Raw genomic sequence first — 25,765 nt, forward strand, 5'->3', positions numbered from 1 at the left:
ATCTTTTATCCCGTAAAAACGTGCTTCCTGTAACAGCGGAACATCTCTTTATTTCACAGAATATGATTTTATCATAGAAATCCTTGATTTGCAAGGACTTTCTGCTCTCTTTTTTAGAGTTTTTTTGTTTCTTTTTCCTCTTTCTGACGAATCAGCTCTTCCAGATATTTCTTCTCTTTCTTATCCAGAACCGCATCCTTTAAAAGGTCCGGGCGCGTTCCAGCGTCCGTTCGATCGATTTCTGACGGCGCCAGGTCTCGATATTTTTGTGATGCCCGGTCAGAAGTACGTCCGGGACCGCCTTATCCATAAATACAACCGGGCGGGTGTACTGTGGATATTCCAGCAGATTGTCGTGAAATGACTCAAATTCCGCGGATACGTCATTATTTAACACACCAGGCACCAGACGGGAAATGCAGTCGATCATAACCATCGCCGGAAGCTCACCGCCCGTCAGGACATAATCGCCGATGGAGAGATAGTCGGTCACAACCAGCTCTAACGCGCGCTCATCGATCCCCTCATAATGCCCGCAGAGGAACACCAGATCCTCTTCTTTCGCCAGTTCTTCTGCGATTTTCTGGTTGAAAACCTGCCCCTGCGGAGTCAGATAGATCACGCGCGGACGTTTTCCGGTGCGCGCCGCCAGGGCTTCATATGCATCGTAAATCGGTTCCGGCTGCATCACCATACCGGCGCCGCCGCCATAGGGCGCATCGTCTACATGGTGGTGTTTGTCCTTCGAGTAATCGCGGATATTGATCGCCTCGACCGAGATCAGCCCTTTGTCAATCGCACGCCCCGTAATACTTGTGTTCAGTCCCCCCATTACCATCTCCGGAAACAGGGTCAGAATATGAAAATTCATCCGTTTCTCCTATATTTATACAGCACTTTCACAACGGTACTTTCATTTTAGGATTTTCATTCCATTTACAGATCCAGCAGACCGTCCATGATATGAACCGTTACAGTGCCAGCCTCCAGATCCACATTCAGGATGCATTCCTTGATGGATGGGAAAAGGTATTCTTTGCCCTCAGGTCCTTCGATCACGTACACGTCGTTAGCCGCTGTCTGAAGGATATCTTTCACCGTACCGAACTCCTCGCCCTCGTCCGTCAGCACTTTCAGACCAATCAGATCGGCAATGAAATTCTCATCTGGATTCAGTTTCACCGCCTGATCGCGGGTGATCAGAATATCCTTATTACGAAACGGCTCGCAGTCCTCAATCCGATTCATCTCTTTAAATTTAAGAATGACCATATTTTTGAAAAAACGCACCTGTTCCACGGTCACCGGCATTTTTTCTTTTCCAGTGTCGATATACGCTTTTTTTAATTTTTTAAAACGATTCACATCATCGGTGGTAGGAAATACTTTCACATCTCCGCGCAGGCCATGCGGGGATGTAATTACACCAACTCTCAGATAATCAACCATTCTATAATCCTCCTGTATGAAATAGAACGTGCCTTGCATTCCCGCGCCGGGGTGCGGTTGCGTTGGCATCCTCTTGAATTTCCTGTGATATAAAAAAGCCGGACACCCTTTCAGGCAGCCGGCTTTTCAGCTTCGTCTGTATTACTGAATCTCTACAATAACTTTCTTGTCTTCCTTGGATGAAGCCGCCTTGACAACCGAGCGAATCGCTTTCGCGATACGACCCTGTTTTCCAATTACCTTACCCATATCGGCCGGTGCAACGGAAAGCTCGATTACAGTCTCGTCGTCTTTGACCGATTCTGTAACCACTACCTCGTCCGGGTTCTCAACCAGTGCTTTCGCGATAACTTCTACTAATTCTTTCATACCTTTGCACCTCACAGGTCAGTATGCTTGATTTACTGGATACCAGCGATCTTTAAGAGTTTACCAACAGTCTCTGTCGGCTGAGCGCCTGTTGCTAACCATTTCTTAGCAGCTTCCTCATCGAATTTCAGAGTGCTCGGCTCTGTGTTCGGATCGTAGATACCGATCTCCTCGATGAATCTGCCATCTCTCGGGGATCTGGAATCTGCAACAACGATTCTATAGAAAGGAGCTTTCTTCTGACCCATTCTTCTTAATCTCATCTTTACCATTTTAAATTACCTCCTGAAATTTTCCTTATTTCCTTGAATTATAAAATATAGCTAATGCACACTGCATCTACTAACACTTGTTTAAAACGGCAGCTTCATCTTGCCAAGCATACCGCCGAGTCCGCCAAGACCCTTGCGTTTTCCGCCGCCTGCCATGCCCGGAAGCTGTTTCATCAGCTTTTTCATATCTCCGAACTGTTTTACCAGGCGGTTGACTTCTGCGATATCCACGCCTGCGCCCTGTGCGATTCGTTTCTTGCGGGACGGATTCATCAGATCCGGGTTGCGCCGCTCTTCGGCTGTCATCGAGAGGATGATCGCCTCTACGCGCCCCATCGTCTTCTCATTTTCATCTAAATCCAGACCCTTAAGCTGTCCCATGCCCGGCATCATGCTCATGATGCTAGCCATGCCGCCCATCTTCTTGATCTGGTTCATCTGATCGAGGAAGTCGTTGTAATCAAATTCTGCCTTCTTAATCTTGCGGCCGAGTTCTTTTGCCTTCTCCTCGTCGATCACAGCAGATGCTTTGTCGATAATGGAAAGAACATCGCCCATGCCCAAGATCCGGGAAGCCATACGGTCCGGGTAAAACTGTTCCAAATCGGAAAGTTTCTCGCCCATACCGACATAGAGAATCGGTTTTCCGGTTACCGCCTTGATAGAAAGAGCCGCACCGCCTCGCGTATCGCCATCCATCTTTGTCAGAACCACACCGTCAATGCCGATTTTGTCGTTAAACATGCTCGCTACATTGACTGCATCCTGACCAGTCATGGCATCTACAACGAGAAGTGTCTGATAAACATCCACATTCTCTTTGATCTCAACCAGCTCATCCATCATCGCTTCATCGATGTGGAGACGACCGGCTGTATCGATGATAACCACATTGTTGCCATTTTTCGCCGCGTGCTCAAGCGCTGCCTTTGCGATATTGACCGGTTTGTGGTTCGTTCCCATCGCAAATACGGGAACACCCTGTTTTTCACCATTTTTCTGCAGCTGTTCGATTGCCGCCGGTCGGTAGACATCACATGCTACCAGCAATGGATTTTTTCCCTTTGCCTTGAGCTTTCCGGCAATCTTTGCCGTCGTGGTCGTCTTACCAGCACCCTGGAGACCTGCCATCATGATGACGGTAATCTCATTGCCCGGTTTTAACGCAATCTCTGTCATTTCGGAGCCCATCAGCTTGACCAGCTCGTCGTTGACAATCTTTATTACCATCTGTCCTGGATTCAGACCATTTAAAACATCGGTTCCAATTGCCCGCTCCTGTACAGAATTGATAAACTGTTTTACTACCTTGAAGCTTACATCCGCTTCCAGAAGGGCCATCTTGACTTCTTTGAGTCCGGCTTTTACGTCGCTCTCGCTGAGTCGTCCCTTGCCTGTCAGGTTTTTAAACACATTCTGCAGTTTGTCTGCCAAGCTTTCAAATGCCATCAAAAACCTCCTGCATTATAAATCCAATATCTCGTTTGAGATTCTCCCGATTGCCTCAATCAGCGCCTGATTCTGTGTCTGGCTGAATTCTTCCGTCAACCGATGAATCTCAGTTACTTTTTCCTTGGTTTTCTGGAATTTGGCAATCAGTCCAAGCTTTTCCTCATAACCAAGAAGTGTACGGTCACAGCGCCGGATCAGATCATGCACACCCTGACGGGTAATGCCCTGTTCGTCTGCAATCTCGCTGAGGGACAGATCGTTAAATACCACATCCTCATATACACTTTGCTGATGCTTTGTCAGGAGTTCTCCGTAGAAATCATACAAAAGACCCTGTTCAACAATTTTTTCCATTCCTCATCACCTGTGTTATCATACACGATAATCTAATTGGTGTCAAGTATTTTTTCTTTACACTAATCAGATTATCAAACGAATTATTTTTTTTGCTGCTCTGTCTGTGTTTTCTTTCAAAAACAAGCAGCTTAATGATCGCATTACATCGTTTCAAATTCTATCCCCGCACCGGATGGCCATCTTCCTTCGGCATCTTCTTCGCCGCCCGCCAGAAACAGATCATATGTGCCGTCGCTGTGACCGCCCAGGAGATTGGGTACGACAGATACAGAATTGCCAGCGACCGCTGCGCTGCAAATATGGTAAAGATCCAAATCACTCGCAGTCCGCAGGCGCCGGTCAGAGAGACAAGCGTCGGCAGGATCGAATACCCAAGTCCCCGGATGCTTCCGACCATCGTATCCATCACGCCGCACAGGAAATACGTCGTACAGATGATCGACATCCGGAGCAGTCCATAGGAAATAACGTCGGCGTCTTCTGAATATACCTGCAACAGCCACGGACCGCCGAGGTATGCTGCAAATCCAAGCACCAGTCCTACTGTCACAACGACGCTTGGCAGGTGGCAAGAATCTTTTTGATCCGCGTATATTTCTCCGCTCCGATATTCTGGCTCGTAAAGCTTAAATTGGTCTGATACAGCGCATTCATCGAGGTATACACAAATCCCTCGATATTCTGCGACGCCGTGTTGCCTGCCATCGCGATCGAACCGAAGGAATTGACGGACGACTGAATCAGTACGTTGGAGATCGCAAAAATCGCACCCTGGATACCAGCCGGAAGACCTACCTTTATAATAAGAAGAAGTTTTCTACGGTTGACTCCCAGCTTGGAAAGCGACAGCTTCATCGCGCCATCTGAACGCATCAGGCAGCGGATAACCAGAAATGCGGAAATACACTGGGAAATCACGGTTGCCAGCGCGACACCCGCTACATCCATCTGGAGCTGGGTAACAAAGAATACGTTCAGTGCCGCATTGATAACACCTGCCACGGTCAGGAAATACAGCGGACGTTTCGTATCGCCGATCGCGCGCAGGATTGCACTTCCGAAATTGTACACCATCGTTGCCGGCATACCGGCAAAATAAATCCGCATGTAGATCGTCGATTTATCGATGACATCGTCCGGCGTCCCCATCAGTTCCAGCCAGAAACGTGAGGTAAACAAACCCAAAAAGACCAGAAACAGCCCGCTCATCAGGCTGACCGTGATCGCCGTATGGATTGTCTCGCTCATGTCACGGTCATTCTTCGCACCATAATAGCGCGCTACCAGGACGTTCGCGCCGATCGACAGACCGATAAAGACGTTAATGAGAAGATTAATAAGGGAACTGGTCGAGCCGACTGCTGCCAGAGACTGGCTGCCTGCAAAACGTCCCACCACAATCACATCCGCCGCATTAAAAAGAAGCTGAAGCACGCCAGAAAGCATCAACGGAATGGAGTATGTAAGTACCTTTCTGAGAATCGGGCCATTGCACATATCCATTTCATAGGATTTCGCCATGTTTTTTTCCTTTCGTATCCAAAAAAAGTCCTTTCATTTTCAAAGGCTGGTCAGTTGATACTATTCTACCCCCTTTCCATGCGCTTTTCAAGCGTTCTTTTAATCGTTGACTTTTTCCCGGCGCGTTTTATAATAAGGGTAGATAATTTACGGCGTAAACTGTCTGGCATCTTCACAGTTACAGCCACTTTACTTATAAGGAGGACATCATGATGAACACACAGCGACTTGAGAAAGTTTTAAAGAAAATGGAAACAGAAGGACTCGAGCAGATGATTATTTCCGATCCTTATGCGATCTATTATCTGACGGGTCGTTTTATTGATCCGGGTGAACGTCTGCTGGCGCTTTACATTAACCAGTCCGGCAAGAATAAGATCTTTATCAATAACCTCTTTACCGTTCCGGAAGATCTGGGCGTAGAGAAATTCCGCTTCTCGGATACAGACGATTACCTGACTCCTCTGTGCGACTGTGTTGAGGCAGGCAAACCGCTCGGTATTGATAAAACATTTGCTGCCCGTTTCCTGATTCCGGTCATCGATCATTCGGGCGCTTCCTCCTACAAGGTCAGCTCCATCTGCATCGATGAGGTCCGTGCGTGCAAGGATGACGAAGAACGTGAAAAAATGCGTGCGGTTTCCGCAATCAATGATAAGGCGATGGCACAGTTCCGAGGTCTGATCCATGAGGGCGTGACTGAGGAAGAGATCGCTTCCAAGATGTTAGATATTTATAAGAGTCTCGGTGCAGACGGATATTCCTTTGAACCACTGGTTGGCTTCGGTGCAAACTGCGCGCTTGGACACCACGGTCCGGACAACACGGTTCTGAAAGAGGGCGACACCGTCCTGTTTGATGTTGGATGCAGGAAGGATGGCTATTGTGCCGATATGACACGTACTTTCTTCTATAAAAAAGTACCGTCTGAGAAGCACCGCGCTATTTATGAGACCGTCCGCCGCGCAAATGCTGCCGCAGAAGCAATTCTGAAACCGGGCGTTCCGCTCTGCGAAGTCGATAAAGCTGCCCGCCAGATCATCGAGGATGCCGGATATGGTCCGAACTTTACCCATCGGCTGGGACATTTCATCGGTCTGGAAGTACATGAGTACGGCGATGTTTCTTCTGCGAACACCAAGGTCGCTGAGGTTGGCAATATCTTCTCCATCGAACCAGGTATTTATGTAGAAGGCGAAGTTGGCGTGAGAATCGAGGATCTGGTGCTGATTACTGAGGATGGATGCGAGATTCTGAACTCCTTCAGCAAGGAGCTGGATATTGTAGAGTAATCACATCGCATCATTTATAACACGATTATAAAAAAGAAACTGTTACAGATGGTATTTCTGGTAATTCCGATTACAAATCACGAATCATCCAGAAAGCCGGCATCTGTAGACAGTTTCTTTTTAGTTTTCTTTAAAAGCTAATTATAATTTTCATTTATAAAAAGGCGTTTTTACGCGTTCAGCTTCTCCGTCATCATTTCATTCACTTTACCCGGATTTGCCTTGCCCTTCATCGCTTTCATCACCTGACCGACCAGGAAACCAAGTACCTTTGTCTTTCCGCTATTGTACTCTTCCACCGTCTTCGGGTTTGCGGCAAGCACATCGGAAACTGCCTGTTCCAGAGCACTGTCGTCATTGACCATGCCAAGTCCGTGTGCATCGACATAGGCGGACGGATCGACATCTTGCTCAAAAATAGCTGTAAATACTTCTTTGGCCGTGTTGTTATTGATCGTTCCGGCATCGACCAGATCGGTGAGCTGTGCCAGATGTATCGGGGAGAACCACAGGCTTTCAGCGTCTTCTCCTTTTTCCTTGAGCAGGCGGCTTGCCTCGCCGATCAGCCAGTTTGCCACCTTCTTCGGTTTCTGGCAGAGGGTGGTGGTCTTTTCAAACATATCCGCCATTTTCTTAGACTCAGTCAGGATGCGGCTGTCATATTCAGACAGACCATATTCGCTCTGGTAACGTGCCATTTTTTCTGGCTGCAATTCCGGCAGGGCGGCGCGGACAGATTCCAGCCACTCATCGCTGATGCAGACCGGCGGAAGATCCGGATCCGGGAAATAACGGTAATCTTTCGCATCCTCTTTGGAACGCATCGCATAGGAGTATTCCTTGTTGTCATCCCAGCGTCTCGTCTCCTGGATGACTTTCCTGCCCTCTTCCAGCAGCTCAATCTGGCGGGCGCGCTCGCCGTCGATCGCACGGGCAATCGCCTTGAAAGAGTTCAAGTTCTTCATCTCGGTTCTCGTACCAAATGTCTCACTTCCCACCTCACGAACCGATAAGTTGACATCGGCACGCATCGAACCTTCCTGCAACTTGCAATCGGATGCGCCCAGATACTGTACCAGCAGGCGCAGGCGTTCGAGGTAGGCAATAACCTCATCAGCACTCCGCATATCCGGCTCGGAAACGATCTCGATCAGCGGCACGCCGCTTCGGTTGTAATCAACCAGCGAGCAGTCTTCCCACTCGTCGTGAATCAGCTTTCCGGCATCTTCCTCCATATGAATTTCATGAATACGAATTTTCTTTTCACCGGCAGGCGTGTCGATCGGGATATAGCCGTCGTGGCAGATCGGGAGATACAGCTGGGAAATCTGGTAGTTCTGCGGGTTATCCGGGTAAAAATAGTTTTTCCGGTCAAATTTACAGAACTGGTTGATACCGCAGTTTGCCGCCAGACCGACAGACATCGCGTATTCAACAACCTTCTTATTTAAAACCGGCAGAGAACCCGGCATACCGGTACAAACCGGGCAGGTATGAGTATTTGGTTTTGCTCCAAATTCGGTGGAGCAGCCGCAGAAAATCTTGGTTTTCGTCGCCAGCTCTACGTGTACCTCCAAGCCGATGACTGTCTCATATTCTTTCTTCATCTTATCTGCCCTCCTTGTCTGTCATAACCGGAAGCTTCCATGCACCTCTCGCCTTTTCGTATGCAGATGCCGCGCCAAACAGCTTCTTTTCCTGAAAGCAGTCTGCAATCATCTGAAGCCCGATCGGAAGTCCCTTCGAATCCAGCCCGCACGGAACTGAAATGCCCGGAAGACCTGCCAGGTTGACCGAAACAGTATAAATATCGCCCAGATACATCTTCATCGGATCGGAAAGGCTGTCGCCCAGCAGCGGTGCCGTGGACGGCGCTGCCGGTCCCAGAATGACATCGTATTTCTCAAACGCCTTGTCAAATGCCTGTTTAATCAATGCTTTTGTGCGGAGTGCTTTCAGATAATATGCATCGTAGTAGCCGGAACTCAAAACGAACGAACCGAGCATGATACGGCGTTTTACCTCTGGTCCAAAGCCCTCGGAACGGCTCTTTTTATACATTTCATGTAAATCTTCATATTTCGGTGTGCGGTAACCGTACTTCACACCGTCAAACCGGGACAGGTTGGAGCTTGCCTCCGCCGATGCAATGACGTAATATGCTGGGATCGCATACTCAACCATGCCTAAATCAAAAAACTCCACTTCTGCCCCGCGTTCTTTTAACGCCTCAGCTGCCGCCAGAACAGCTTTTTTTACATCTTCATCGAGTCCTTCGCCCAGATAATCGGACGGGATTCCGATCTTCATCCCTTTTACCTCTCCGGTCAGGGCAGCGGTAAAATTGTACGCCTCCCGCTTGACAGAGGTGCTGTCCTTTTTATCATAGGAAGCGATCGTCTCCAGAATTGCCGCGCAGTCTGCGGTATCTTTCGCAATCGGTCCAATCTGATCCAGCGAGGAACCATAGGCGATCAGACCATACCGGGAAACCGTTCCATAGGTCGGTTTAATGCCGGTCACGCCGCAGAAGGAACTTGGCTGGCGGATGGAACCGCCCGTATCTGAACCAAGAGCAAAAAAGGTCTCTCCCGCTGCGACAGCCGCACACGAGCCACCGGAGGATCCGCCCGGTACATGCTCTGTATTCCACGGGTTTTTCGTCGGTCCAAACCAGGATGTCTCGGTCGTACTTCCCATCGCAAATTCATCCATATTTGTCTTGCCAAGCAGGATCGCACCGGCTTTTTTGAGGTTCAGCGCTGCCTCCGCTGAGTACGGAGGTACAAATCCTCTTAAAATTTTGGAACTGCACGTTGTCTCAATTCCCTCTGTACAAATATTATCCTTGATCGCCATCGGAACGCCCGCCAGCGGTCCGGTCAGGGTGCCATCGTCAATCTGTTTCTGGATCTCATCCGCCTGTGCCAGTGCTGCCTCCTCGGTCAGCGTTACATAAGCATGAACTGTATCTTCATATTTATGAATCCGTTCCAGAGATGCCTGTACCGCCTCCCGGACGGAGATTCGTTTTTCTTTAATTTCTTTTCCCAGCTCCAGCGCTGTTAATTCTGAAATTCCCATCCTGATTTCCTCCATATTGCTGCCTGTATCTCTAATTCTTTTTACTCCACTGTCCTTGGCACCTTGTACTGTTTTTCTTTCTGCTCCGGTGCATTCGAAAGCATCGCATCTGATTCATCTCCATTTTCCACGACATCTTCGCGGAACACATTGTGAATGTCAAAGACATGCGACATCGGTTCTACCTCCGAAGTATCAAGCTGATTCAGCATATCGATATACTCAAGCATCCGGCTCATGTCGCTTTTCGCTGCCTCTTTTTCCTCCGGGGAAAGGGAAAGCTTTGCTAAAATACCAACATAATCAATCATTTCATCGTCTATTTTCACTGCCATAAGTTCTGTTCCTTCCTATTATAATATGTGTTATGGACAAGCTCTTTGTTTCATAGGAAATTGCGTCCTGTCACGTTACGGTACCAGACGGCTCATATCTCTCGGGAAGAGCGAAACCTCACGGACATTCTCCTCTTCAAGCAGCTGCATCGTCATACGTTCCAGACCGATACCGAGTCCGCCGTGAGGCGGCATACCGTGTTTGAAGGTGCTTAAATACTGTTCCATTCCCTCGGTATCCATACCGCGTTTTTCAATCTTCTCCATCAACTCGGTGTAGCTGTGGATACGCTGTCCGCCGGTTGTGACTTCCAGTCCACGGAATAAAAGGTCAAAGCTGAGTGTTACTTTCGGGTCTGTCGGGTCATCCATCGCATAGAATGGACGCTTCTTGGATGGATAATGGGTGACAAACACAAAATCGGCGCCGTACTCTTCTTTAAAATAGCGTCCAATCAGGTGTTCTTCCTCCGGCTCCAGATCGTATGGGTTTTTGATCTGGGTTCCATATTTTTCGGAGGCAAGGCGTTTCGCCTCGGTAAAGGTCACTGCCGGAATCTTCTCTACTTCCGGAAGTTTGACTTTAAGAATTTCCAGCTCCGTGGAATATTCCTTCTTTAAAATTTCCACCATATGCTGAAGAAATCCGGTTTCCATCGCCATGATATCGGTAAAATCATCGATATATCCCATCTCAAAATCCAGTCCGGTATATTCGTTTAAATGGCGTTTCGTGTTATGCTTCTCCGCACGGAACACCGGACCAACCTCCATCACACGGTCAAACACGCCGACCATCATCTGTTTGTAAAACTGCGGACTCTGCGCTAACACCGCCGGGCGGTGAAAATAATCGAGTTTAAAGACGTTTGCTCCACCCTCGGCTCCTTTTGCTCCGATCTTCGGGGAATGAATTTCCGTAAATCCTTCTCCATGCAGGTACTCCCGGAATGCCCGTGCGATTCCTTCCTGGATTCTGAAACGTGCGCGCTCCCGCAGGTTGCGGAGTGTCAGAGAACGCATATCCAGTTTGGCTTCCAAGGATGCGCTCATTTTCCATTTTGATACGGCAATCGGCATCGGTTCTTCCGGTTTTGAGAGGATCCGAACACTCTTTAAACGAAGTTCCATGCCTCTCGGCGCCCGCTCTTCTTTTCGGAGGACACCGGAAACTTCTACGAATGTTTCTTCTCTTAATTCAGCAAAATCCGCGTCGGTCACACCTTTTTCATAGACAGTCTGCAGCACGCCGTCACGTTTCCGGAGAATCACAAATGCGATATCGCCCATGTTGCGGACACTCATGATCGCGCCGTTTACCTTTACTTCCCGTCCTTCCATACCGTCTGCAAACACGGCTGCCAGATCCAGCACTTCTTTTTCCTTTTTACCTGTCATAAATTCCATCGCTGTTTCCTCTCTTTCTCTGCTTTTTGATATGTCCGGGACGGGAATAATGAAAAAGAATGTGCCTTGGCACATTCTCGCGCCGAGCGCGGTCGCTTGCGACAAACTACATCTTCGCGCGAGTACACATCATTGGCACGTTAGTGCCTTTTTGTGTAATAGGGGATTCCAAGGAATTTCCTATTACACAAAAAGTCCCGGAATGACGTTCACTCACATCATTCCGGGACGGGATATTCCCGCGGTACCACCCGCATTTAAAAAGAAACGATTGTTTTTCTTTTTACTCTTTCGCTGCTTAACGCGCAGTCACGTGATGACCTACCTGCGGCGGCTGGCGGGGTGTCCAGTGTCGCTCTCAGTCATCCGGCTCCGGAGTGTTCCCTATTGTTCCGCTCCCTCCTGACACGGCTCTCAGCCGGTGACCGCGTCTTTCTGTCGGATTCTTCGAAACAGAGTCTCCATCTTTGCCTTTTAAAAAAGTGGGCACGAATACCATGATTATCATGGCATCCTTGCCCACCCCGTTGGATTCAATTTTTTATGTTCAAACTATAAACTATTTTTCTGAGTTTGTAAAGAGGTTTTTTGATTTTTTTTTCACGCAGTAATTCTGTATGGAATATGTCAGCTTCGCTGACCAGTATCACGCGCCAAGTCTCACAGATGTTCGACTTAAATAGAAGAAATCTTGTACAATATCCTCCCTTGAAACATTTTTTCAAAATTCGTGTGCAAATTGTATTGACATTCAGAATTTTTCGTGTATACTACTACACATAAAAGCAAGGGCGCTTCGAGATGATCGAGGTGCCCTTGCTTTTATGTAATAGGAAATTCCTTGGAATTCCTTATTACACCAAAAGGCACTAACGTGCCAATGATACGCACTCGCGCGAAGATGTAAGCTGTCGCAAGCGACCGCGCCCGGCGTGAGAATGTGTCAGAGCACATTCATCTTACGTGGATTTAATCATCACAAAATCGCAGACATAAAACCTGAAAGGAGACATGAGTTATGAAAAAAAACATCCCTGAACTGTATGGAAGTCTTGTATTCAACGACAAAGTCATGAAAAGCAAATTGCCGCGAGATGTTTATAAGGCACTCCGCAAAACGATTGAAAATGGCAGCCATCTGGATCTCGATATTGCAAATGCAGTCGCAGTTGCAATGAAGGAATGGGCAGTTGAAAATGGTGCAACTCACTTCACACACTGGTTCCAGCCGATGACCGGCATCACTGCTGAGAAGCACGACAGTTTCATCAACCCGGTTGGCAATGGCGAAGTTATCATGGATTTCTCCGGCAAAGAGCTGGTAAAGGGCGAACCGGATGCATCCAGTTTCCCATCCGGCGGACTTCGTGCCACCTTTGAGGCAAGAGGTTATACAGCCTGGGATCCAACCTCCCCGGCATTTATTAAAGACGATACACTCTGCATCCCGACCGCATTCTGTTCCTACAGCGGCGAGGCACTTGATACCAAAACCCCTCTTCTGCGTTCGATGGAAACCATCAACCGCGAGGCGCTGCGTGTCCTGAAACTCTTCGGAAATGAAGATGTGACCCGCGTTGTCTCCACCGTTGGTCCGGAACAGGAGTATTTCCTGGTTGATAAAGAACTGTTTAATAAGAGAAGCGATTTGAAGTTCTGCGGAAGAACTCTGTTTGGCGCACCAGCTCCGAAAGGTCAGGAAATGGATGACCACTATTTCGGCGCTCTCCGTCCGAGAGTTTCCGCTTTCATGAAAGAACTGGATGAAGAGCTCTGGAAGCTCGGTATTCCGGCAAAAACCAAACACAACGAGGTAGCTCCGGCGCAGCATGAACTTGCCACCATCTACACGACTACCAATGTGGCAGTTGACAACAACCAGCTCACTATGGAAATCATGAAACGTGTGGCAGAGAAACATGGCCTTGTGTGCCTGCTCCATGAGAAACCATTTGAGGGCATCAACGGAAGCGGTAAACACAACAACTGGTCTTTATCGACCAACACCGGCGAAAACCTTCTTGATCCGGATCGCGATCCGGCAAAGAACTTACAGTTCCTTCTCTTCCTGTTCGCAACGATCAAGGCAGTCGATGTCTACGGCGATCTGCTCCGCGTATCAGTTGCAACTGCCGGAAATGACCACCGTCTGGGCGGCAACGAGGCGCCGCCAGCTATCGTGTCTATGTTTATCGGCGATGATCTGGAAGCAGTTCTCAATATTGTGGAAAAAGATCTGGAGTCTGAGGCAAAAGAAATCCAGACGATGAAGCCGGGCGCAAAGGTTCTGCCACACTTTATCAAAGATACGACCGACCGCAACCGCACTTCTCCGTTTGCCTTTACCGGCAATAAATTCGAGTTCCGTATGCCAGGTTCCGCTCTCTCTGTATCGGAACCGAACATTGTCATCAATACAGCCGTAGCTGAAGTTTTAGGCGAATTTGCAGACCGTCTGGAAGGTCTTTCAGGCAAGGCTCTGGAGGCAGAAATCCATCTGCTCTTAAAGGAAGTGCTGCGTGATCACCGCCACATCGTATTCAACGGCAACGGTTACACCAGCGAATGGGTAGAGGAAGCTCACAAACGCGGACTCTTCGACCTGCCGAGCTGCGCAGAGGCATTTCCGCGCCTGATTGCTGAGAAAAACGTAGAACTGTTCCTGAAACACGGCATCTACACCAAGGAGGAACTCTTCTCCCGCTACGAAATCAAGGAAGAGAACTACATCAAGACCATCAACATCGAGGCAAAGACGATGCTTTCGATGATGAAGAAGACCTTCCTGCCGTCCGTCCTCTCCTACTGCAAGGAGCTGGCTGAAACCGCCGCAAAGACAAAGGCAATCCTGCCGGACGCACCGATCAGCGCCGAGAGCAAACTGCTTGAGAAGCTGTCCAGTCTCTACACCGAGATTTCCGAGAAAACCGAAGCACTGGCAGAGGCTGAAAAAGCGGCAGAATCCATGGAAGATAATATCGAGAAGGTTGCATATTTCCACTATACGATTCTTGCCAAGATGGATGACTTGAGAAGCAGCGTTGATACCGCAGAAGCCCTGATTCCAGATTCCTTCCTGCCGTATCCGACTTACGATGAACTGCTGTTCTCCGTATAATCTGACATGTCAATATTATGACTTGATTGAAAAATCGAGAAAAATGTGTTATGATTTGGCTGCAAAATATTGGTATATTGTCTTTTATACTGATATTTTGCAGTCAATTTTGGGTTCTTATCCCTGTTATTTTCTTATCATTCAGGTATCTTGAATACAAAGGAGGTTTATATCATGAGGGAGTCACTCACATACGAAACCGGGCTTCGTGAGGAATGCGGCGTATTTGGAATGTTTGACCTGGAGGGCGGCGATGTTGCCAGAGATATGTACTACGGACTCAGCGCACTCCAGCACCGCGGTCAGGAGTCATGCGGCATCGCAGTCTGTGACACGAACGGCCCAAAGGGCGTTGTCAACTGCTACAAAGGGCTGGGACTTGTCAATGAGGTATTTCATGATGAGACGTTAAAACGCCTCGGCGGCAATCTGGGAGTTGGTCATGTTCGCTACTCCACAACCGGTTCTTCTACCATCGAAAACACACAGCCACTGGTACTTAAGTATTTTAAGGGAACACTCTGTCTGGCGCACAACGGAAACCTGGTAAATGCGTTTGAGATGCGCCGCCAGCTTGAAGAAACCGGCGCAATCTTCCAGACGACGATGGATTCAGAGGTAATCGCGTTCCACATCGCCAGAGAACGTCTGGCTGCCCCGACCGCTGAAGAGGCAATCAAACGGACCGCGGCAAAAACACGTGGCGCTTATGCCTGATTATCTCCAGCCCGCGCAAGCTGATCGGTGTTCGTGACCCGTTTGGTCTGCGTCCTCTCTGCCTCGGCAAAAAGGGAAATGTCTGGATCATGGCATCGGAAAGCTGTGCCATCACCTCGGTCGGCGGCGAATTTATCCGTGATATCGAACCGGGTGAAATCGTGACCATCACCCGCGACGGCGTTTTTTCTGATAAAAGCCTGCAGCAGGAAAAACGGGCGCACTGCGTTTTCGAATACATCTATTTTGCCCGCCTCGACAGCCACATCGATGATGTGAGCGTCTATGAGGCTAGGCTGCGCGGCGGCGCGGCTCTCGCACATTCCTTCCCTGCCGATGCCGACCTCGTCGCCGGTGTACCGGATTCCGGCCTGACCGCCGCGATGGGATATGCGAAGGCATCCGGCATTCCATATGAGATTATTTTCCATAAAAATAGCTATGTCGGCAGAACCTTCATCAAACCGACCCAGGAAGAACGCGAAAATAGCGTCCGTATCAAGCTTAATATTCTGGAACCGGCTGTCAGGGGAAAACGCATTGTCCTCGTCGATGACTCTATCGTGCGCGGTACGACGATGAAAAACCTGATCCGCATGCTCAAAAAAGCCGGGGCGAAGGAAGTCCATGTGCGCGTCAGCTCTCCGCCATTCCTCTTCCCCTGCTATTTCGGTACCGATGTCCCATCCAATAAACAGCTCATCGCCAGCAGCCATTCCGTCGAAGAAATCTGCCGGGAGATCGGTGCGGATTCGCTTGGATATATGCCGATTGAAGATCTTGAGGAGATGGCAGGCGGACTGCCGCTCTGTACGGCATGTTTTACCGGAAACTATCCGATGGATGTGCCGGATGGGGAGATTAAGGATGCATTAGAATAAATATTTCGCAAATGAAAAAGAATGTGCCTTGGCACATTCTCGCGCCGAGCGCGGTCGCTTGCGACATGTTTCTGCTTCGCGCGAGTGCGCATCATTGGCACGTTAGTGCCTTTTTGTGTAATAGGGAATTCCAAGGAATTTCCTATTACATAAAAAGGGCTCTTACCGAGTCCTTTTTTATCCCTCACACTTTTTCACGTTTTGTCAAAACTTTTGTTTTTGTTTAAAATGTCTTATATGTTTTTATACATTGGATGACGGACGGTTGTTCTGCGCTTTTAACGCTTTCAACTCGTCAAATACAACATCGTTCAGAACCTTAATGTAGGTTCCCTTCATACCGGACGAACGGGACTCAATAACGCCTGCACTTTCAAACTTGCGGAGTGCATTGACGATAACGGAACGGGTAATGCCGACTCTGTCTGCAATCTTGCTGGCTACCAGAATGCCCTCGTTGCCTTCCAGCTCATCGAAGATGTGGGTAATTGCTTCCAGTTCGGAGAAGGACAGGGTGCTGATCGCTGATTTAACGATCTGGATCTTTCTTGTCTCCTCTGCATTCTCCTCGTTGACAGAACGCATCATCTCAAGTCCGACAACAGTGGTTCCGTACTCACTCAGGATGATATCGTCGATGTCGTACTGTGCATCTGATTTGTAGATGAACAGAGTACCCAGTCTCTCACCGGATATATCAATAGGCGTGATGATCGCCTGATACTTCTTCACGTTCTCCTCGGCGAATCCCAATGTGGCAAGGTTGACATTTTCCTTCGTTGACAAAACGCTTAAAAGGCGTTCATTCAACATACGGTCAACAAAACCGCCGACCTGATCCTTGATCAACTCTTCGATCTCATCCACACCCTCATGAATCGCAACTCCGAGTACTTTACCTTTCTTGCTGATTACGAGAATATTGGATTCCAGTATGTCACTGAGGACTTCACAAATGTCATTGAACACAACCTTATGAGAATGGTTGTTGTGCAATAACTTATTAATTTTTCTAGTTTTGTCCAGTAATTGAACGCTCATTTTACCAGTTACCTCCTTTGCCTTTATCGTAAATTAGAATTCGATCCTAACCTGTAAGAATTGTAACACGATTTTCGTATAATAGCAAGAGTTTTTCTGTATTTTTCATTTTTTTTAATAATTAATATCTATTTCAAGAGTTTTTATGAGTTTTTTACAAAACCGCAGGCTTCGTTAGAACAAAGAAGCTTATTTCCCTTTTCGAGCATAATATGTCCACATTTCGGACACATTTCTTTTGACGGTTTCTGCCAGGTCATAAAATCGCAGTCCGGGTTATTTTCGCAGCCGTAATATCTTCTGCCCTTTTTCGATTTACGGATGACAATCTCACCACCACATTTCGGGCACTTCACGCCGATCTTTTCCAGATACGGCTTCGTGTTTTTACAGTCTGGGAATCCCGGGCAGGCAAGGAATTTGCCGTGCGGGCCATACTTAATTACCATGTTGCGCCCGCACTGGTCACAGATCACATCCGTCACCTCGTCAGCAATCTTGACGCTCTCAAGCGTCTTCTCCGCTTCTTTAACCGCCTTGTCAAGATCCGGATAAAAGTTTTCGATAACAGTCTTCCAGCCGATCGTGCCGTCCCCGATGCTGTCGAGCAGGTACTCCATATTTGCCGTAAACTGCAAATCAACGATGGATGGGAACGCCTTCTTCATCATCCGGTTGACTACCTCGCCAAGCTCCGTCACATAGAGGTTCTTATTTTCCTTCGCTACATAACGGCGCGCGATGATTGTCGTGATGGTCGGTGCATAGGTACTTGGCCGTCCGATGCCCTGCTCTTCCAGCGCCTTGACGAGCGACGCCTCTGTATAATGTGCCGGTGGCTGTGTAAAATGCTGTGCCGGTTCTAACTGGTTTAAATCCAGCTTCATGCCTGCTTCCAGCGACTCGTTCAGAACGCCGTCGGTCTCCTTATCCTCGTCCTGTGAATAGACGGACATGAAGCCGTCAAATTTGATTTTGGACGCCGACAGGGTGAAAAGCTCCTCTCCGGCTGCTACCTTGACGGAGGTTGTCTCGTAAACCGCCGGGCGCATCCGGCTCGCCGTAAAGCGCTTCCAGATAAGCTGGTACAGACGGAACTGGTCTCTGGAAAGCTGTTCTTTTACCTGTACCGGCGTCAGTGTAATGTCGGTCGGACGGATCGCCTCGTGTGCGTCCTGGATCTTGGCATCTGATTTTGCCGCCGCCGGCGCCTCGGACACGTAACTTGCCCCAAACTGGTCGCCGATATAGCTTCTCGCCGCCGCATCTGCCTCTGCCGCGATGCGGGTGGAATCGGTACGCAGGTAGGTGATCAGACCGATTGTGCCGCGTCCCTTGATATCCACGCCCTCATAGAGCTGCTGGGCAAGGCGCATCGTCTTCTGCGTTGAGAAATTCAGCGTCTTGGATGCCTCCTGCTGCAGCGTACTGGTCGTAAACGGGATCGGCGCCTTCTTCACGCGCTCGCCCAGCTTCACATCGCGCACTTCGTACTCACAGCCCTCCAGACGCTTCATAAGCGCCTCCACTTCCTCTTTGCTGTGAATTGCCTTCCTGCCGTCCTTATCGCCGTAATAATGGGCGGTCAGCTTCTTTCTGGAGCCATGTACGTGGAGCTGTGCATCCAGCGTCCAGTATTCTTCCGGTATAAACGCATTGATCTCTTCCTCACGGTCACAGATCATACGCAGCGCGACCGACTGCACACGACCGGCGCTGAGTCCTCTCTTGACCTTCGCCCAGAGAAGCGGCTGATGAGGTAACCCACCATACGGTCGAGCATACGTCTCGCCTGCTGTGCATCCACCAGATTTTCATCGATGGCACGCGGCTCTTTTAAAGATGCCTTGACGGCGTTTTTTGTAATCTCATTGAAACTGATACGGTAAACCTTTTTATCTTTCTGTTCATCCAGCTTTAATGCTTTCATCAGGTGCCAGGAGATCGCCTCTCCCTCGCGGTCCGGGTCAGTTGCGAGATAAATCTTATCTGCTTTTTTAACCTCTTTCCGCAGACGCGCCAACACATCGCCCTTTCCCCGGATGGTGATATACTTCGGCTCATATCCATGCTCTACGTCCACTCCCAGCGTACTCTTAGGGAGGTCGCGCACATGACCGCCGGAGGCGTCCACCTCATAGTTGGAACCCAAAAATTTTTTAATTGTCTTGACTTTCGCCGGAGACTCTACAATAACCAGATTTTTTGCCATAACAGACCTCTATACAATCTTCCTAACGTAATATTGATTCATTGGCTGCAGGATCACTCCCTGCATTTCCAGATTTAAAAGCGCAGTCATGCATTCCCCTGCTGTCAACCCACAGCTTTTCATGACCGCTTCCAGATGTTTCGGTTGTGAATCTAGGCAACTATACACCATTTTTTCCGACTTGGCAAGTGCATTTACTGATTTTATTGTTTTTTTACAAGAATTTTTACATTTTATATGGAAGAAATCCAACACATCCTCCGGTTTCGTCACGATCCCCGCTCCCTGCGCAATCAGCCGGTTGCAGCCCTCACTGAGCGGATCAATGCGCCGTCCCGGCAGCGCAAATACCTCTTTTCCCTGCTCCAGCGCCAGATCCGCCGTAATCAGGGAGCCGCTTCTTTTTCGTGCTTCCACGACCAGCACCAGGTCGGAAAGTCCGCTGATGATCCGGTTCCGGATTGGAAAATGGGATGCCGTCGGCGGTACACCCGGTCCATATTCTGACAATATGCCGCCTTGTTCACGGATGCGCGCATGCAGTCGGATGCCGGATGGCGGATAACAGGTGTCAATCCCACAGCCCATCACGGCATACGTCAGTCCGCCGCCATCCATCGCGCCCTTATGCCCCGCCTGATCGATCCCCAGCGCCATGCCGCTCACTACCTGCACGCCGTTTTCTGCCAGAATCCGACCGAAATACTCTGCCTCCTGTCGTCCATACGGCGTACAGCTGCGCGCCCCGATGACTGCCGCGGATGGTTTCGCATCTTCTGGAAGCATTCCACGCACAAACAGCCACATCGGTTTATCATAGATATGCATCAGGCGCTTCGGATATGCCGCCTCACCGCACAGAATGAAACGTACCCCCTGCTCCTCCAGCCTATCGTATTCTTCCACGCGCTGTTTGAAGAGCAGAACCGCTTCCTCCAGCCCCTTTTTCACAGCCTTTCCGAGAAAGGAACATATAAACGGATCCAGTTTCTTCCTATTATATAAAACCCGCTCATAGATTCCCTCAAAACTGCCGCACGATTCATATAATTTAGCCGCCGTCACCGCGCCGATTCCATCCACTCGCGATAGCCAGTAGGCATGGATGCGCTCACGGTCGGAATACTGCATATTTTCTGTCAGAGGCACTTTTTTATGCGGCGGTTCCTGTGTTTTTCCATATAGTTCCTGCATAGAAAGCTGAGCATTCTGTACATTGCTCTCTTCTTTTCCTATTTCCATATCTTTCCCCCTATATATGTCAGATCGGCTGCCTTTTACCTTATAACAATTACAACCCTTGTTAAACTTTTTATTCTTTCAATCTTTTAGACATGCTTCTTTTCAGAGACTCCCCCAATATTTTTTTTCAAAACTCCGGAATCCTATCGCCTCCGCTAACTGCGTCCGCCCGATCTCCGCCTGTCCATCCAGATCGGCAAGTGTGCGCGCTACTTTTAAAATCTTTCCGTGTCCCCTGGCACTGATTCCCTGCTGCCGTTCGACCTTTTCCAGAAATACCGCCTCTTCCCCGGATAGACGGCAATACTCTTCGATCTGGCGGCGGGTCATCTGGCTATTGTAGGAGATCGATTCGTCTGCAAACCTCTTTTCCTGTCGAGCGCGCGCCTCCATGACGCGGGCGCGCATGACAGCGGAGGAATTCCTCTGCTCTGTCTGTGGAAAACTCCCCTCATCTATACTCTTCTCTGCAGCCATCATCCCCAAATCCTGCCGCGGTACTTCCACCCCAATATCGATTCGATCTAAAAATGGTCCCGAAACGCGGTTCAGATACCGGCGGATCTGGGTTGGAGTACAACGGCATTTTCCCAAATCTGGGAAAAAACCGCATTTGCAGGGATTCATCGCCGCCGCAATCATCGTTTTTGCCGGAAATACAACCGTCTGGTTGAGACGGGAAACCGTGATGCTTCCTTCCTCCATCGGCTGACGCAGCAGATCCAAGATTTTCGGCTGAAACTCCGTTAACTCATCTAAAAAAAGGGTTCCATAACTGGCGAGTGAGATCTCCCCGGCTTCGGATTTCGTCCTCCGCCTGCCATCGCCTGGGCGGTCGTGCTGTGATGCGGGCTGCGGAACGGACGCTGCAAAACCAGCGGTGTGTCTGGCTTCAGGAGACCGCAGATACTGTATATCTTCGAAACTTCAATGCTTTCCTCCAGCGTAAGCGGCGGCAAAATTGTCGGAATACGCCGAGCTGCCATCGTTTTTCCCGTTCCAGCCGGCCCGATATAGAGAATGTTGTGACGCCCCGCTGCTGCCGCCTCGGTTGCCTGCCGCACCAGCGGAAGTCCGACGATCTCATCAAAATCGACGTCAAATTCTTCCTGTCCCGCCTGAAACAGATCTGGTGTGAACCATTGTCCGTGAATCTGTTCCGGATGCTGCAGGCAAGCCGTCAGCGCTTTCACATCCCGGACTCCGACGATCTCGATCCCATCCACAGCCCGTCCCTCCTGTACATTCTCTTCGGATAGAAAAACCCGTTTCATTCCGCAGCGGCGCGCTTCATAGACCATCGAGAGAACACCGGTCAACGGCTTGATGCTGCCGTCCAAACCCAGTTCACCGATAAACGCCCATTGGTCCCAATCCGGTGCAGAATTGTTCTCCTCATCTTCCATCCCATCCATTTCCGGGCAGGTTTCATCCATCTTTCTTATTTTTGCCTTTTCACCCTGTTCCCACAAGCACCTCAAAATTCCTGCCGCGATCGCCAGATCACACCCCGTTCCCTCTTTCCGCACCCCGGCTGGCGATAAATTGACCGTGATCCGCTTCGGCGGCAGACAAAACCCCGCATTCCGAAGTGCGGTCCGAACGCGCTCCTGCGCCTCCCGCACCTCCTCCGCCAGGTAGCCCACCATGACAAAACTCGGCAATCCGTTGCTCACATCAACTTCCACCGTGATCCGGTAGCCATCGATGCCGCGGGTGCTGAAACTGTTTATTTTACTGAACATATATTTCCCCCTATTATTGATTTTTTACCTTGCCTTGTATTTTTCATATCATACAGGCTTAAAATTTGGATACTTTTAATGATATTTTGAATTTTTAGAATTAAAAATATATTATAACAATCTTATCTTCTCTGAAATTGATATCACCCAAAAGAGGTAGGGTCTTCTCAACTGAGATAAAAGAGATTCTACTTGAATTTGATTTGAAATTAAAATAAATAGATTTGAATCATGAAATCAGATTTACCAGACCTAAAATAGATATTCACTCTTTCATTATATATAGACCTGCGGCAGAATGCAAGCCAAAACAGCTTAGAACTATGACACTAATTAATTGACATTGTGCGCACACAAAAACAAAACGCTGCAGCAAAATGCTAACATATAACATTCTGCTGCAGCTTTTTGTTTTTGATCTATCTCTTTAAATAAAATCTTCTCCCAGCTTCTCTGCCGCCGCGCGTGCAATCTGCTCCGGCGTGATCGGAAGCTCATAGAATCGTTTTCCGACTGCATTGTACACCGCATCAGCAATCGCCGGAAGCGGCGTGTTGATAACAATCTCGCCGATCGACTTTGCTCCGAACGGACCAGATGGCTCATAACTGCTCTCAAATTCAACGTTTAAATGTCCATAGTCAATCCGGGTCGGAATCTTATACTGCATCAGGGAATTTTCACGCACACCACCCTGTGCATTGCGGGTAATATTTTCCGTCAGCGCCATGCCGATTCCCTGCATCAGACCGCCCTCAACCTGCAGGCGGGACAGATTCGGATTGATCGGTGTACCGCAGTCTACCGCTGCCGCATAATTAATAACGCTGGTTTCGCCTGTCTCCATATCAATCTCAAGCTCAACCGCACCTGCCATAAACGGAGGCGGGGAAATGTGGGCGGTTCTCGACTCAGTTACCTCCAGCGGAATTTCATGCCCGTACATGGATGCCGTTGCGATATCAGCCAGAGCGATCTTCTTCGTCTCATCCCCGGCTTTTTCGGTTGTGAATACCTCTTTTCCGTCAAATTCCACTGCATCCGCCGGGACGCCCAGAAGCTCTGCACCCAGTTTACAGATCTGCTCACGCAGGCGCAGCGCACACCGTTCGGTCGCTTTTCCGGTCAGATAGGTCGTACTCGATGCATAAGAACCTGAGTCATACGGGGATGAATCCGTGTCCGCGCCCAGCACCGTGATCGCGTCGATTGGGCATTCCAGCACTTCCGCCGCAATCTGCGCCAGAATCGTGTCACAGCCGGTTCCCATATCTGCCGCTCCGAGCGACAATGTATAGAACCCTTCGTCGTTGACTTTGAGACGGGCACTTCCGACATCCATCGCCGTGATTGCCGATCCCTGCATCGCCATACCCATGCCGACGCTGCGGACCTTGCCATTGCCCATGTCACGCACCGGATATTTGTCTTCCCAGCCGATCATCTCACGCACTTTTTTTACACAACGGTCGAGTGCGCAGCTTGTATTAACCTGATTATAATATGCTGGCATCAGATCGCCCTCTTTAACCATGTTTTTCAGGCGGATCTCAAAGCGATCCATCTGAATCTGGTCTGCCAGCTCATTGACCGCCGACTCGATCGCGAAAAGTCCCTGTGTCGCACCATAGCCACGGTACGCGCCTGCCGACATGATATTCGTATAGACAACATCGCTGATAAAGCGGAATGCTTCAACACTTCCATACAACGGGATCGATTTGTGTCCTGACAGTCCAACGGTTGTCGGTCCATGCTCGCCGTAAGCACCGGTATTGGACAATGTGTAAAGATCGATGCCGCGGATCGTGCCGTCCTTCATCGCGCCCAGACGCACATGCATCTCCATCTCATGGCGCGGCGAAGACGCCGTCTGTGCCTCCATCCGGCTATAAATCAGCTTCGACGGTTTTTTCGTCATCCAGGTAACGAATGCCGGATAGACTTCACAGACCGCCGTCTGCTTTGCACCAAAACCCCCGCCGATTCTCGGCTTGCTCACGCGCACCATCGACTTCGGGATATGAAGCGCATTTGCCACGATTCTGCGGCAGTGGAACACGATCTGCGTGGAACTTAAAATATTTAATCTTCCGTAGGTATCGATCGAACAATAGGTACGGAATGTCTCCATCATCGTCTGCTGGCACGGCTTTGTGTGGTATACATGATCAATCACGATGTCGCAGTCCTTTAAAACCGCCTCGACATCCCCGTTGCCGCACTCATCGTGCGCGCAGAGGTTGCGCTTGTTGTCTGCGCCGACCGGAGCAAGACTCTCCCAGTTGTCCTCTGGGTGAACCAGGATCGGGTTGTCCTTTGACGTATGGAAATCCAGAACCGGCTCTAAGACTTCGTACTGTACCTTGATCAGGCGGAGTGCTTTATCGACACATTTTTCATCTTTTCCTGCTACAATCGCCACGATATCGCCCTGAAAACGAACATGGCGGTCGATCAGGAGACGGTCATACGGGCTCGCCTCCGGGTATGTCTGCCCCGCCTGTGTGTAGCGCTTTGCATCCTGCGGCACATCCTCCCAGGTATAAATTGCCTCGATGCCCGGAACTTTCATTGCGATCGCGGTGTTGATCGTTTTTACCATCGCATTCGCATACGGGGAACGCAGAAGTTTGACGATCAGGCAGTCCTGCGGCGCCAGATCATCCACGTAAACCGGCTGTCCGGTTACCAGCTGCATCGCATCTTTTTTTCGTACAGAAGTATTGACCACTCTCATTCTGCCGCCTCCTTCTGTTTTTCTCTCTTCCAGTCTAAAAATGCCAGAATGCCGCGAAGCTGTCCTTCATAACCGGAACAGCGGCACAGGTTTCCTGCCAGATATTCGCGGATTTCATCCTCCTCCGGGAACTCTTTTTCCCGGAACAGCGCCAGCGCATTCATGATAAAGCCCGGATTACAGAAGCCGCACTGTTCGGCTCCCTGATCGGCAATGAATGCGCCAAATTCTTTTGCCTCCTCCTGGAGTCCTTCCAGCGTCGTCACGCTGTGACCGTCCGCCCGCGCCGCCAGCACGGAACAGGAAAGCACTGGTTTTTCATCCAGGAATACGGTACAGAGTCCGCAGTTTGCCGTCTCGCAGCCGCGCTTGACACTGTAACAGCCCTGACTGCGTACCAGATCAATCAGAAGCGTATCCGGTTCAATCTCCGGGGAAATCTTCGTTCCATTTAGAGTAATCGTTATCTGCATCATATGTGAATCTCCTAATATTCATACTGTTATACGATCATTTTATTGCCCTATTTCG

At 49.3% G+C, this 25,765-nt stretch carries 20 protein-coding genes and 2 pseudogenes; 3 read left to right on the top strand and 19 right to left on the bottom strand.

Annotated elements, in window-relative coordinates:
- Window positions 1-199: 199 nt before the first annotated feature.
- The 8 genes from trmD to DWZ16_RS06595 form a co-directional block, all read right to left on the bottom strand.
- Window positions 200-871 carry a tRNA (guanosine(37)-N1)-methyltransferase TrmD gene (gene trmD / locus DWZ16_RS06565; RefSeq protein ID WP_243021943.1) on the bottom strand — a complete coding sequence of 224 codons (672 nt, stop codon included), beginning with the start codon at window positions 869-871 and terminating at the stop codon, window positions 200-202.
- Window positions 872-936: 65 nt separating this feature from the next.
- Window positions 937-1,449: a ribosome maturation factor RimM gene (gene rimM / locus DWZ16_RS06570; RefSeq protein WP_106999918.1), complete on the bottom strand. Its 513-nt coding sequence runs from the start codon at window positions 1,447-1,449 to the stop codon at window positions 937-939.
- Window positions 1,450-1,590: 141 nt separating this feature from the next.
- The gene (locus tag DWZ16_RS06575; RefSeq protein WP_022360235.1) at window positions 1,591-1,818 is read right to left on the bottom strand and encodes a KH domain-containing protein; all 228 of its coding nucleotides are present in this window, start codon (window positions 1,816-1,818) and stop codon (window positions 1,591-1,593) included.
- A gap of 32 nt (window positions 1,819-1,850) precedes the next feature.
- Window positions 1,851-2,090 carry a 30S ribosomal protein S16 gene (rpsP, locus tag DWZ16_RS06580; protein ID WP_106999919.1) on the bottom strand — a complete coding sequence of 80 codons (240 nt, stop codon included), beginning with the start codon at window positions 2,088-2,090 and terminating at the stop codon, window positions 1,851-1,853.
- Between the two features lie 81 nt (window positions 2,091-2,171).
- Window positions 2,172-3,539 carry a signal recognition particle protein gene (ffh, locus tag DWZ16_RS06585; protein WP_106999920.1) on the bottom strand — a complete coding sequence of 456 codons (1,368 nt, stop codon included), beginning with the start codon at window positions 3,537-3,539 and terminating at the stop codon, window positions 2,172-2,174.
- Between the two features lie 15 nt (window positions 3,540-3,554).
- Window positions 3,555-3,896 (bottom strand): YlxM family DNA-binding protein, encoded by a 342-nt coding sequence (gene ylxM / locus DWZ16_RS06590; protein WP_118482387.1) that lies wholly within the window; start codon window positions 3,894-3,896, stop codon window positions 3,555-3,557.
- Window positions 3,897-4,056: 160 nt separating this feature from the next.
- Window positions 4,057-4,449 (bottom strand): hypothetical protein, encoded by a 393-nt coding sequence (locus DWZ16_RS16675; RefSeq protein ID WP_412694299.1) that lies wholly within the window; start codon window positions 4,447-4,449, stop codon window positions 4,057-4,059.
- The gene (locus tag DWZ16_RS06595) at window positions 4,446-5,420 is read right to left on the bottom strand and encodes an MATE family efflux transporter (protein WP_412694300.1); all 975 of its coding nucleotides are present in this window, start codon (window positions 5,418-5,420) and stop codon (window positions 4,446-4,448) included. Before DWZ16_RS06595 ends, DWZ16_RS16675 begins: the two co-directional genes overlap by 4 nt.
- 212 nt (window positions 5,421-5,632) lie before the next feature.
- Here DWZ16_RS06595 and DWZ16_RS06600 point away from each other — a divergent pair, with 212 nt between their 5' ends.
- Window positions 5,633-6,712 carry a M24 family metallopeptidase gene (locus DWZ16_RS06600; protein WP_106999922.1) on the top strand — a complete coding sequence of 360 codons (1,080 nt, stop codon included), beginning with the start codon at window positions 5,633-5,635 and terminating at the stop codon, window positions 6,710-6,712.
- 170 nt (window positions 6,713-6,882) lie between these two features.
- On the opposite strand, the gene gatB is transcribed toward DWZ16_RS06600, so the two are convergent.
- The 4 genes from gatB to aspS form a co-directional block, all read right to left on the bottom strand.
- Window positions 6,883-8,319, bottom strand: coding sequence for an Asp-tRNA(Asn)/Glu-tRNA(Gln) amidotransferase subunit GatB (gene gatB / locus DWZ16_RS06605; protein ID WP_106999923.1), 1,437 nt, complete (start codon window positions 8,317-8,319; stop codon window positions 6,883-6,885).
- A gap of 1 nt (window position 8,320) precedes the next feature.
- Window positions 8,321-9,796, bottom strand: a complete 1,476-nt coding sequence (gene gatA / locus DWZ16_RS06610; protein ID WP_118522483.1) for an Asp-tRNA(Asn)/Glu-tRNA(Gln) amidotransferase subunit GatA — start codon at window positions 9,794-9,796, stop codon at window positions 8,321-8,323.
- A 41-nt stretch (window positions 9,797-9,837) separates the two neighbouring features.
- On the bottom strand, window positions 9,838-10,131 hold the full coding sequence (gene gatC, locus DWZ16_RS06615; protein WP_106999925.1) for an Asp-tRNA(Asn)/Glu-tRNA(Gln) amidotransferase subunit GatC: 294 nt from the start codon (window positions 10,129-10,131) through the stop codon (window positions 9,838-9,840).
- Window positions 10,132-10,206: 75 nt separating this feature from the next.
- Window positions 10,207-11,538 (bottom strand): aspartate--tRNA(Asn) ligase, encoded by a 1,332-nt coding sequence (gene aspS, locus DWZ16_RS06620; RefSeq protein ID WP_022360244.1) that lies wholly within the window; start codon window positions 11,536-11,538, stop codon window positions 10,207-10,209.
- Window positions 11,539-12,556: 1,018 nt separating this feature from the next.
- On the opposite strand from aspS, the gene DWZ16_RS06625 reads away from it, so the two are divergent.
- Both DWZ16_RS06625 and purF read left to right on the top strand, forming a co-directional pair.
- A complete protein-coding gene (locus tag DWZ16_RS06625) occupies window positions 12,557-14,656 on the top strand; it encodes a glutamine synthetase III (RefSeq protein ID WP_118482391.1) in 2,100 nt (699 codons plus the stop codon).
- A 174-nt stretch (window positions 14,657-14,830) separates the two neighbouring features.
- Window positions 14,831-16,254, top strand: a pseudogene (gene purF, locus DWZ16_RS06630) (amidophosphoribosyltransferase).
- Between the two features lie 243 nt (window positions 16,255-16,497).
- On the opposite strand, the gene codY reads toward purF, so the two are convergent.
- The 7 genes and pseudogenes from codY to DWZ16_RS06660 form a co-directional block, all read right to left on the bottom strand.
- Window positions 16,498-17,295, bottom strand: coding sequence for a GTP-sensing pleiotropic transcriptional regulator CodY (gene codY / locus DWZ16_RS06635; RefSeq protein ID WP_022360247.1), 798 nt, complete (start codon window positions 17,293-17,295; stop codon window positions 16,498-16,500).
- Window positions 17,296-17,438: 143 nt separating this feature from the next.
- Window positions 17,439-19,507: pseudogene (gene topA, locus DWZ16_RS06640) on the bottom strand (type I DNA topoisomerase).
- A gap of 9 nt (window positions 19,508-19,516) precedes the next feature.
- Window positions 19,517-20,749 carry a DNA-processing protein DprA gene (dprA, locus tag DWZ16_RS06645; RefSeq protein WP_347559415.1) on the bottom strand — a complete coding sequence of 411 codons (1,233 nt, stop codon included), beginning with the start codon at window positions 20,747-20,749 and terminating at the stop codon, window positions 19,517-19,519.
- 102 nt (window positions 20,750-20,851) lie between these two features.
- The gene (locus DWZ16_RS16680; protein WP_412694302.1) at window positions 20,852-21,538 is read right to left on the bottom strand and encodes an ATP-binding protein; all 687 of its coding nucleotides are present in this window, start codon (window positions 21,536-21,538) and stop codon (window positions 20,852-20,854) included.
- Window positions 21,505-22,494 carry a magnesium chelatase domain-containing protein gene (locus DWZ16_RS16685; RefSeq protein ID WP_412694301.1) on the bottom strand — a complete coding sequence of 330 codons (990 nt, stop codon included), beginning with the start codon at window positions 22,492-22,494 and terminating at the stop codon, window positions 21,505-21,507. The genes DWZ16_RS16680 and DWZ16_RS16685 overlap by 34 nt, the downstream gene beginning before the upstream one ends.
- A gap of 427 nt (window positions 22,495-22,921) precedes the next feature.
- On the bottom strand, window positions 22,922-25,234 hold the full coding sequence (locus DWZ16_RS06655) for a xanthine dehydrogenase family protein molybdopterin-binding subunit (RefSeq protein WP_118468604.1): 2,313 nt from the start codon (window positions 25,232-25,234) through the stop codon (window positions 22,922-22,924).
- Window positions 25,231-25,707 (bottom strand): (2Fe-2S)-binding protein, encoded by a 477-nt coding sequence (locus tag DWZ16_RS06660; RefSeq protein WP_107000403.1) that lies wholly within the window; start codon window positions 25,705-25,707, stop codon window positions 25,231-25,233. Before DWZ16_RS06660 ends, DWZ16_RS06655 begins: the two co-directional genes overlap by 4 nt.
- Between the last annotated feature and the right edge of the window lie 58 nt (window positions 25,708-25,765).

The sequence above is a fragment of the Clostridium sp. AF29-8BH genome (assembly GCF_003478145.1).
GTDB lineage: Bacteria > Bacillota > Clostridia > Lachnospirales > Lachnospiraceae > Otoolea > Otoolea fessa.

Coding starts and splice junctions, on each gene's coding strand:
- trmD (WP_243021943.1), bottom strand. CDS start 871: ATGAATTTTCATATTCTGACCCTGTTTCCGGAGATGGTAATGGGGGGA.
- rimM (WP_106999918.1), bottom strand. CDS start 1,449: ATGGTTGATTATCTGAGAGTTGGTGTAATTACATCCCCGCATGGCCTG.
- DWZ16_RS06575 (WP_022360235.1), bottom strand. CDS start 1,818: ATGAAAGAATTAGTAGAAGTTATCGCGAAAGCACTGGTTGAGAACCCG.
- rpsP (WP_106999919.1), bottom strand. CDS start 2,090: ATGGTAAAGATGAGATTAAGAAGAATGGGTCAGAAGAAAGCTCCTTTC.
- ffh (WP_106999920.1), bottom strand. CDS start 3,539: ATGGCATTTGAAAGCTTGGCAGACAAACTGCAGAATGTGTTTAAAAAC.
- ylxM (WP_118482387.1), bottom strand. CDS start 3,896: ATGGAAAAAATTGTTGAACAGGGTCTTTTGTATGATTTCTACGGAGAA.
- DWZ16_RS06595 (WP_412694300.1), bottom strand. CDS start 5,420: ATGGCGAAATCCTATGAAATGGATATGTGCAATGGCCCGATTCTCAGA.
- DWZ16_RS06600 (WP_106999922.1), top strand. CDS start 5,633: ATGAACACACAGCGACTTGAGAAAGTTTTAAAGAAAATGGAAACAGAA.
- gatB (WP_106999923.1), bottom strand. CDS start 8,319: ATGAAGAAAGAATATGAGACAGTCATCGGCTTGGAGGTACACGTAGAG.
- gatA (WP_118522483.1), bottom strand. CDS start 9,796: ATGGGAATTTCAGAATTAACAGCGCTGGAGCTGGGAAAAGAAATTAAA.
- gatC (WP_106999925.1), bottom strand. CDS start 10,131: ATGGCAGTGAAAATAGACGATGAAATGATTGATTATGTTGGTATTTTA.
- aspS (WP_022360244.1), bottom strand. CDS start 11,538: ATGGAATTTATGACAGGTAAAAAGGAAAAAGAAGTGCTGGATCTGGCA.
- DWZ16_RS06625 (WP_118482391.1), top strand. CDS start 12,557: ATGAAAAAAAACATCCCTGAACTGTATGGAAGTCTTGTATTCAACGAC.
- codY (WP_022360247.1), bottom strand. CDS start 17,295: ATGAGCGTTCAATTACTGGACAAAACTAGAAAAATTAATAAGTTATTG.
- dprA (WP_347559415.1), bottom strand. CDS start 20,749: ATGGAAATAGGAAAAGAAGAGAGCAATGTACAGAATGCTCAGCTTTCT.
- DWZ16_RS16685 (WP_412694301.1), bottom strand. CDS start 22,494: ATGTTCAGTAAAATAAACAGTTTCAGCACCCGCGGCATCGATGGCTAC.
- DWZ16_RS06655 (WP_118468604.1), bottom strand. CDS start 25,234: ATGAGAGTGGTCAATACTTCTGTACGAAAAAAAGATGCGATGCAGCTG.
- DWZ16_RS06660 (WP_107000403.1), bottom strand. CDS start 25,707: ATGCAGATAACGATTACTCTAAATGGAACGAAGATTTCCCCGGAGATT.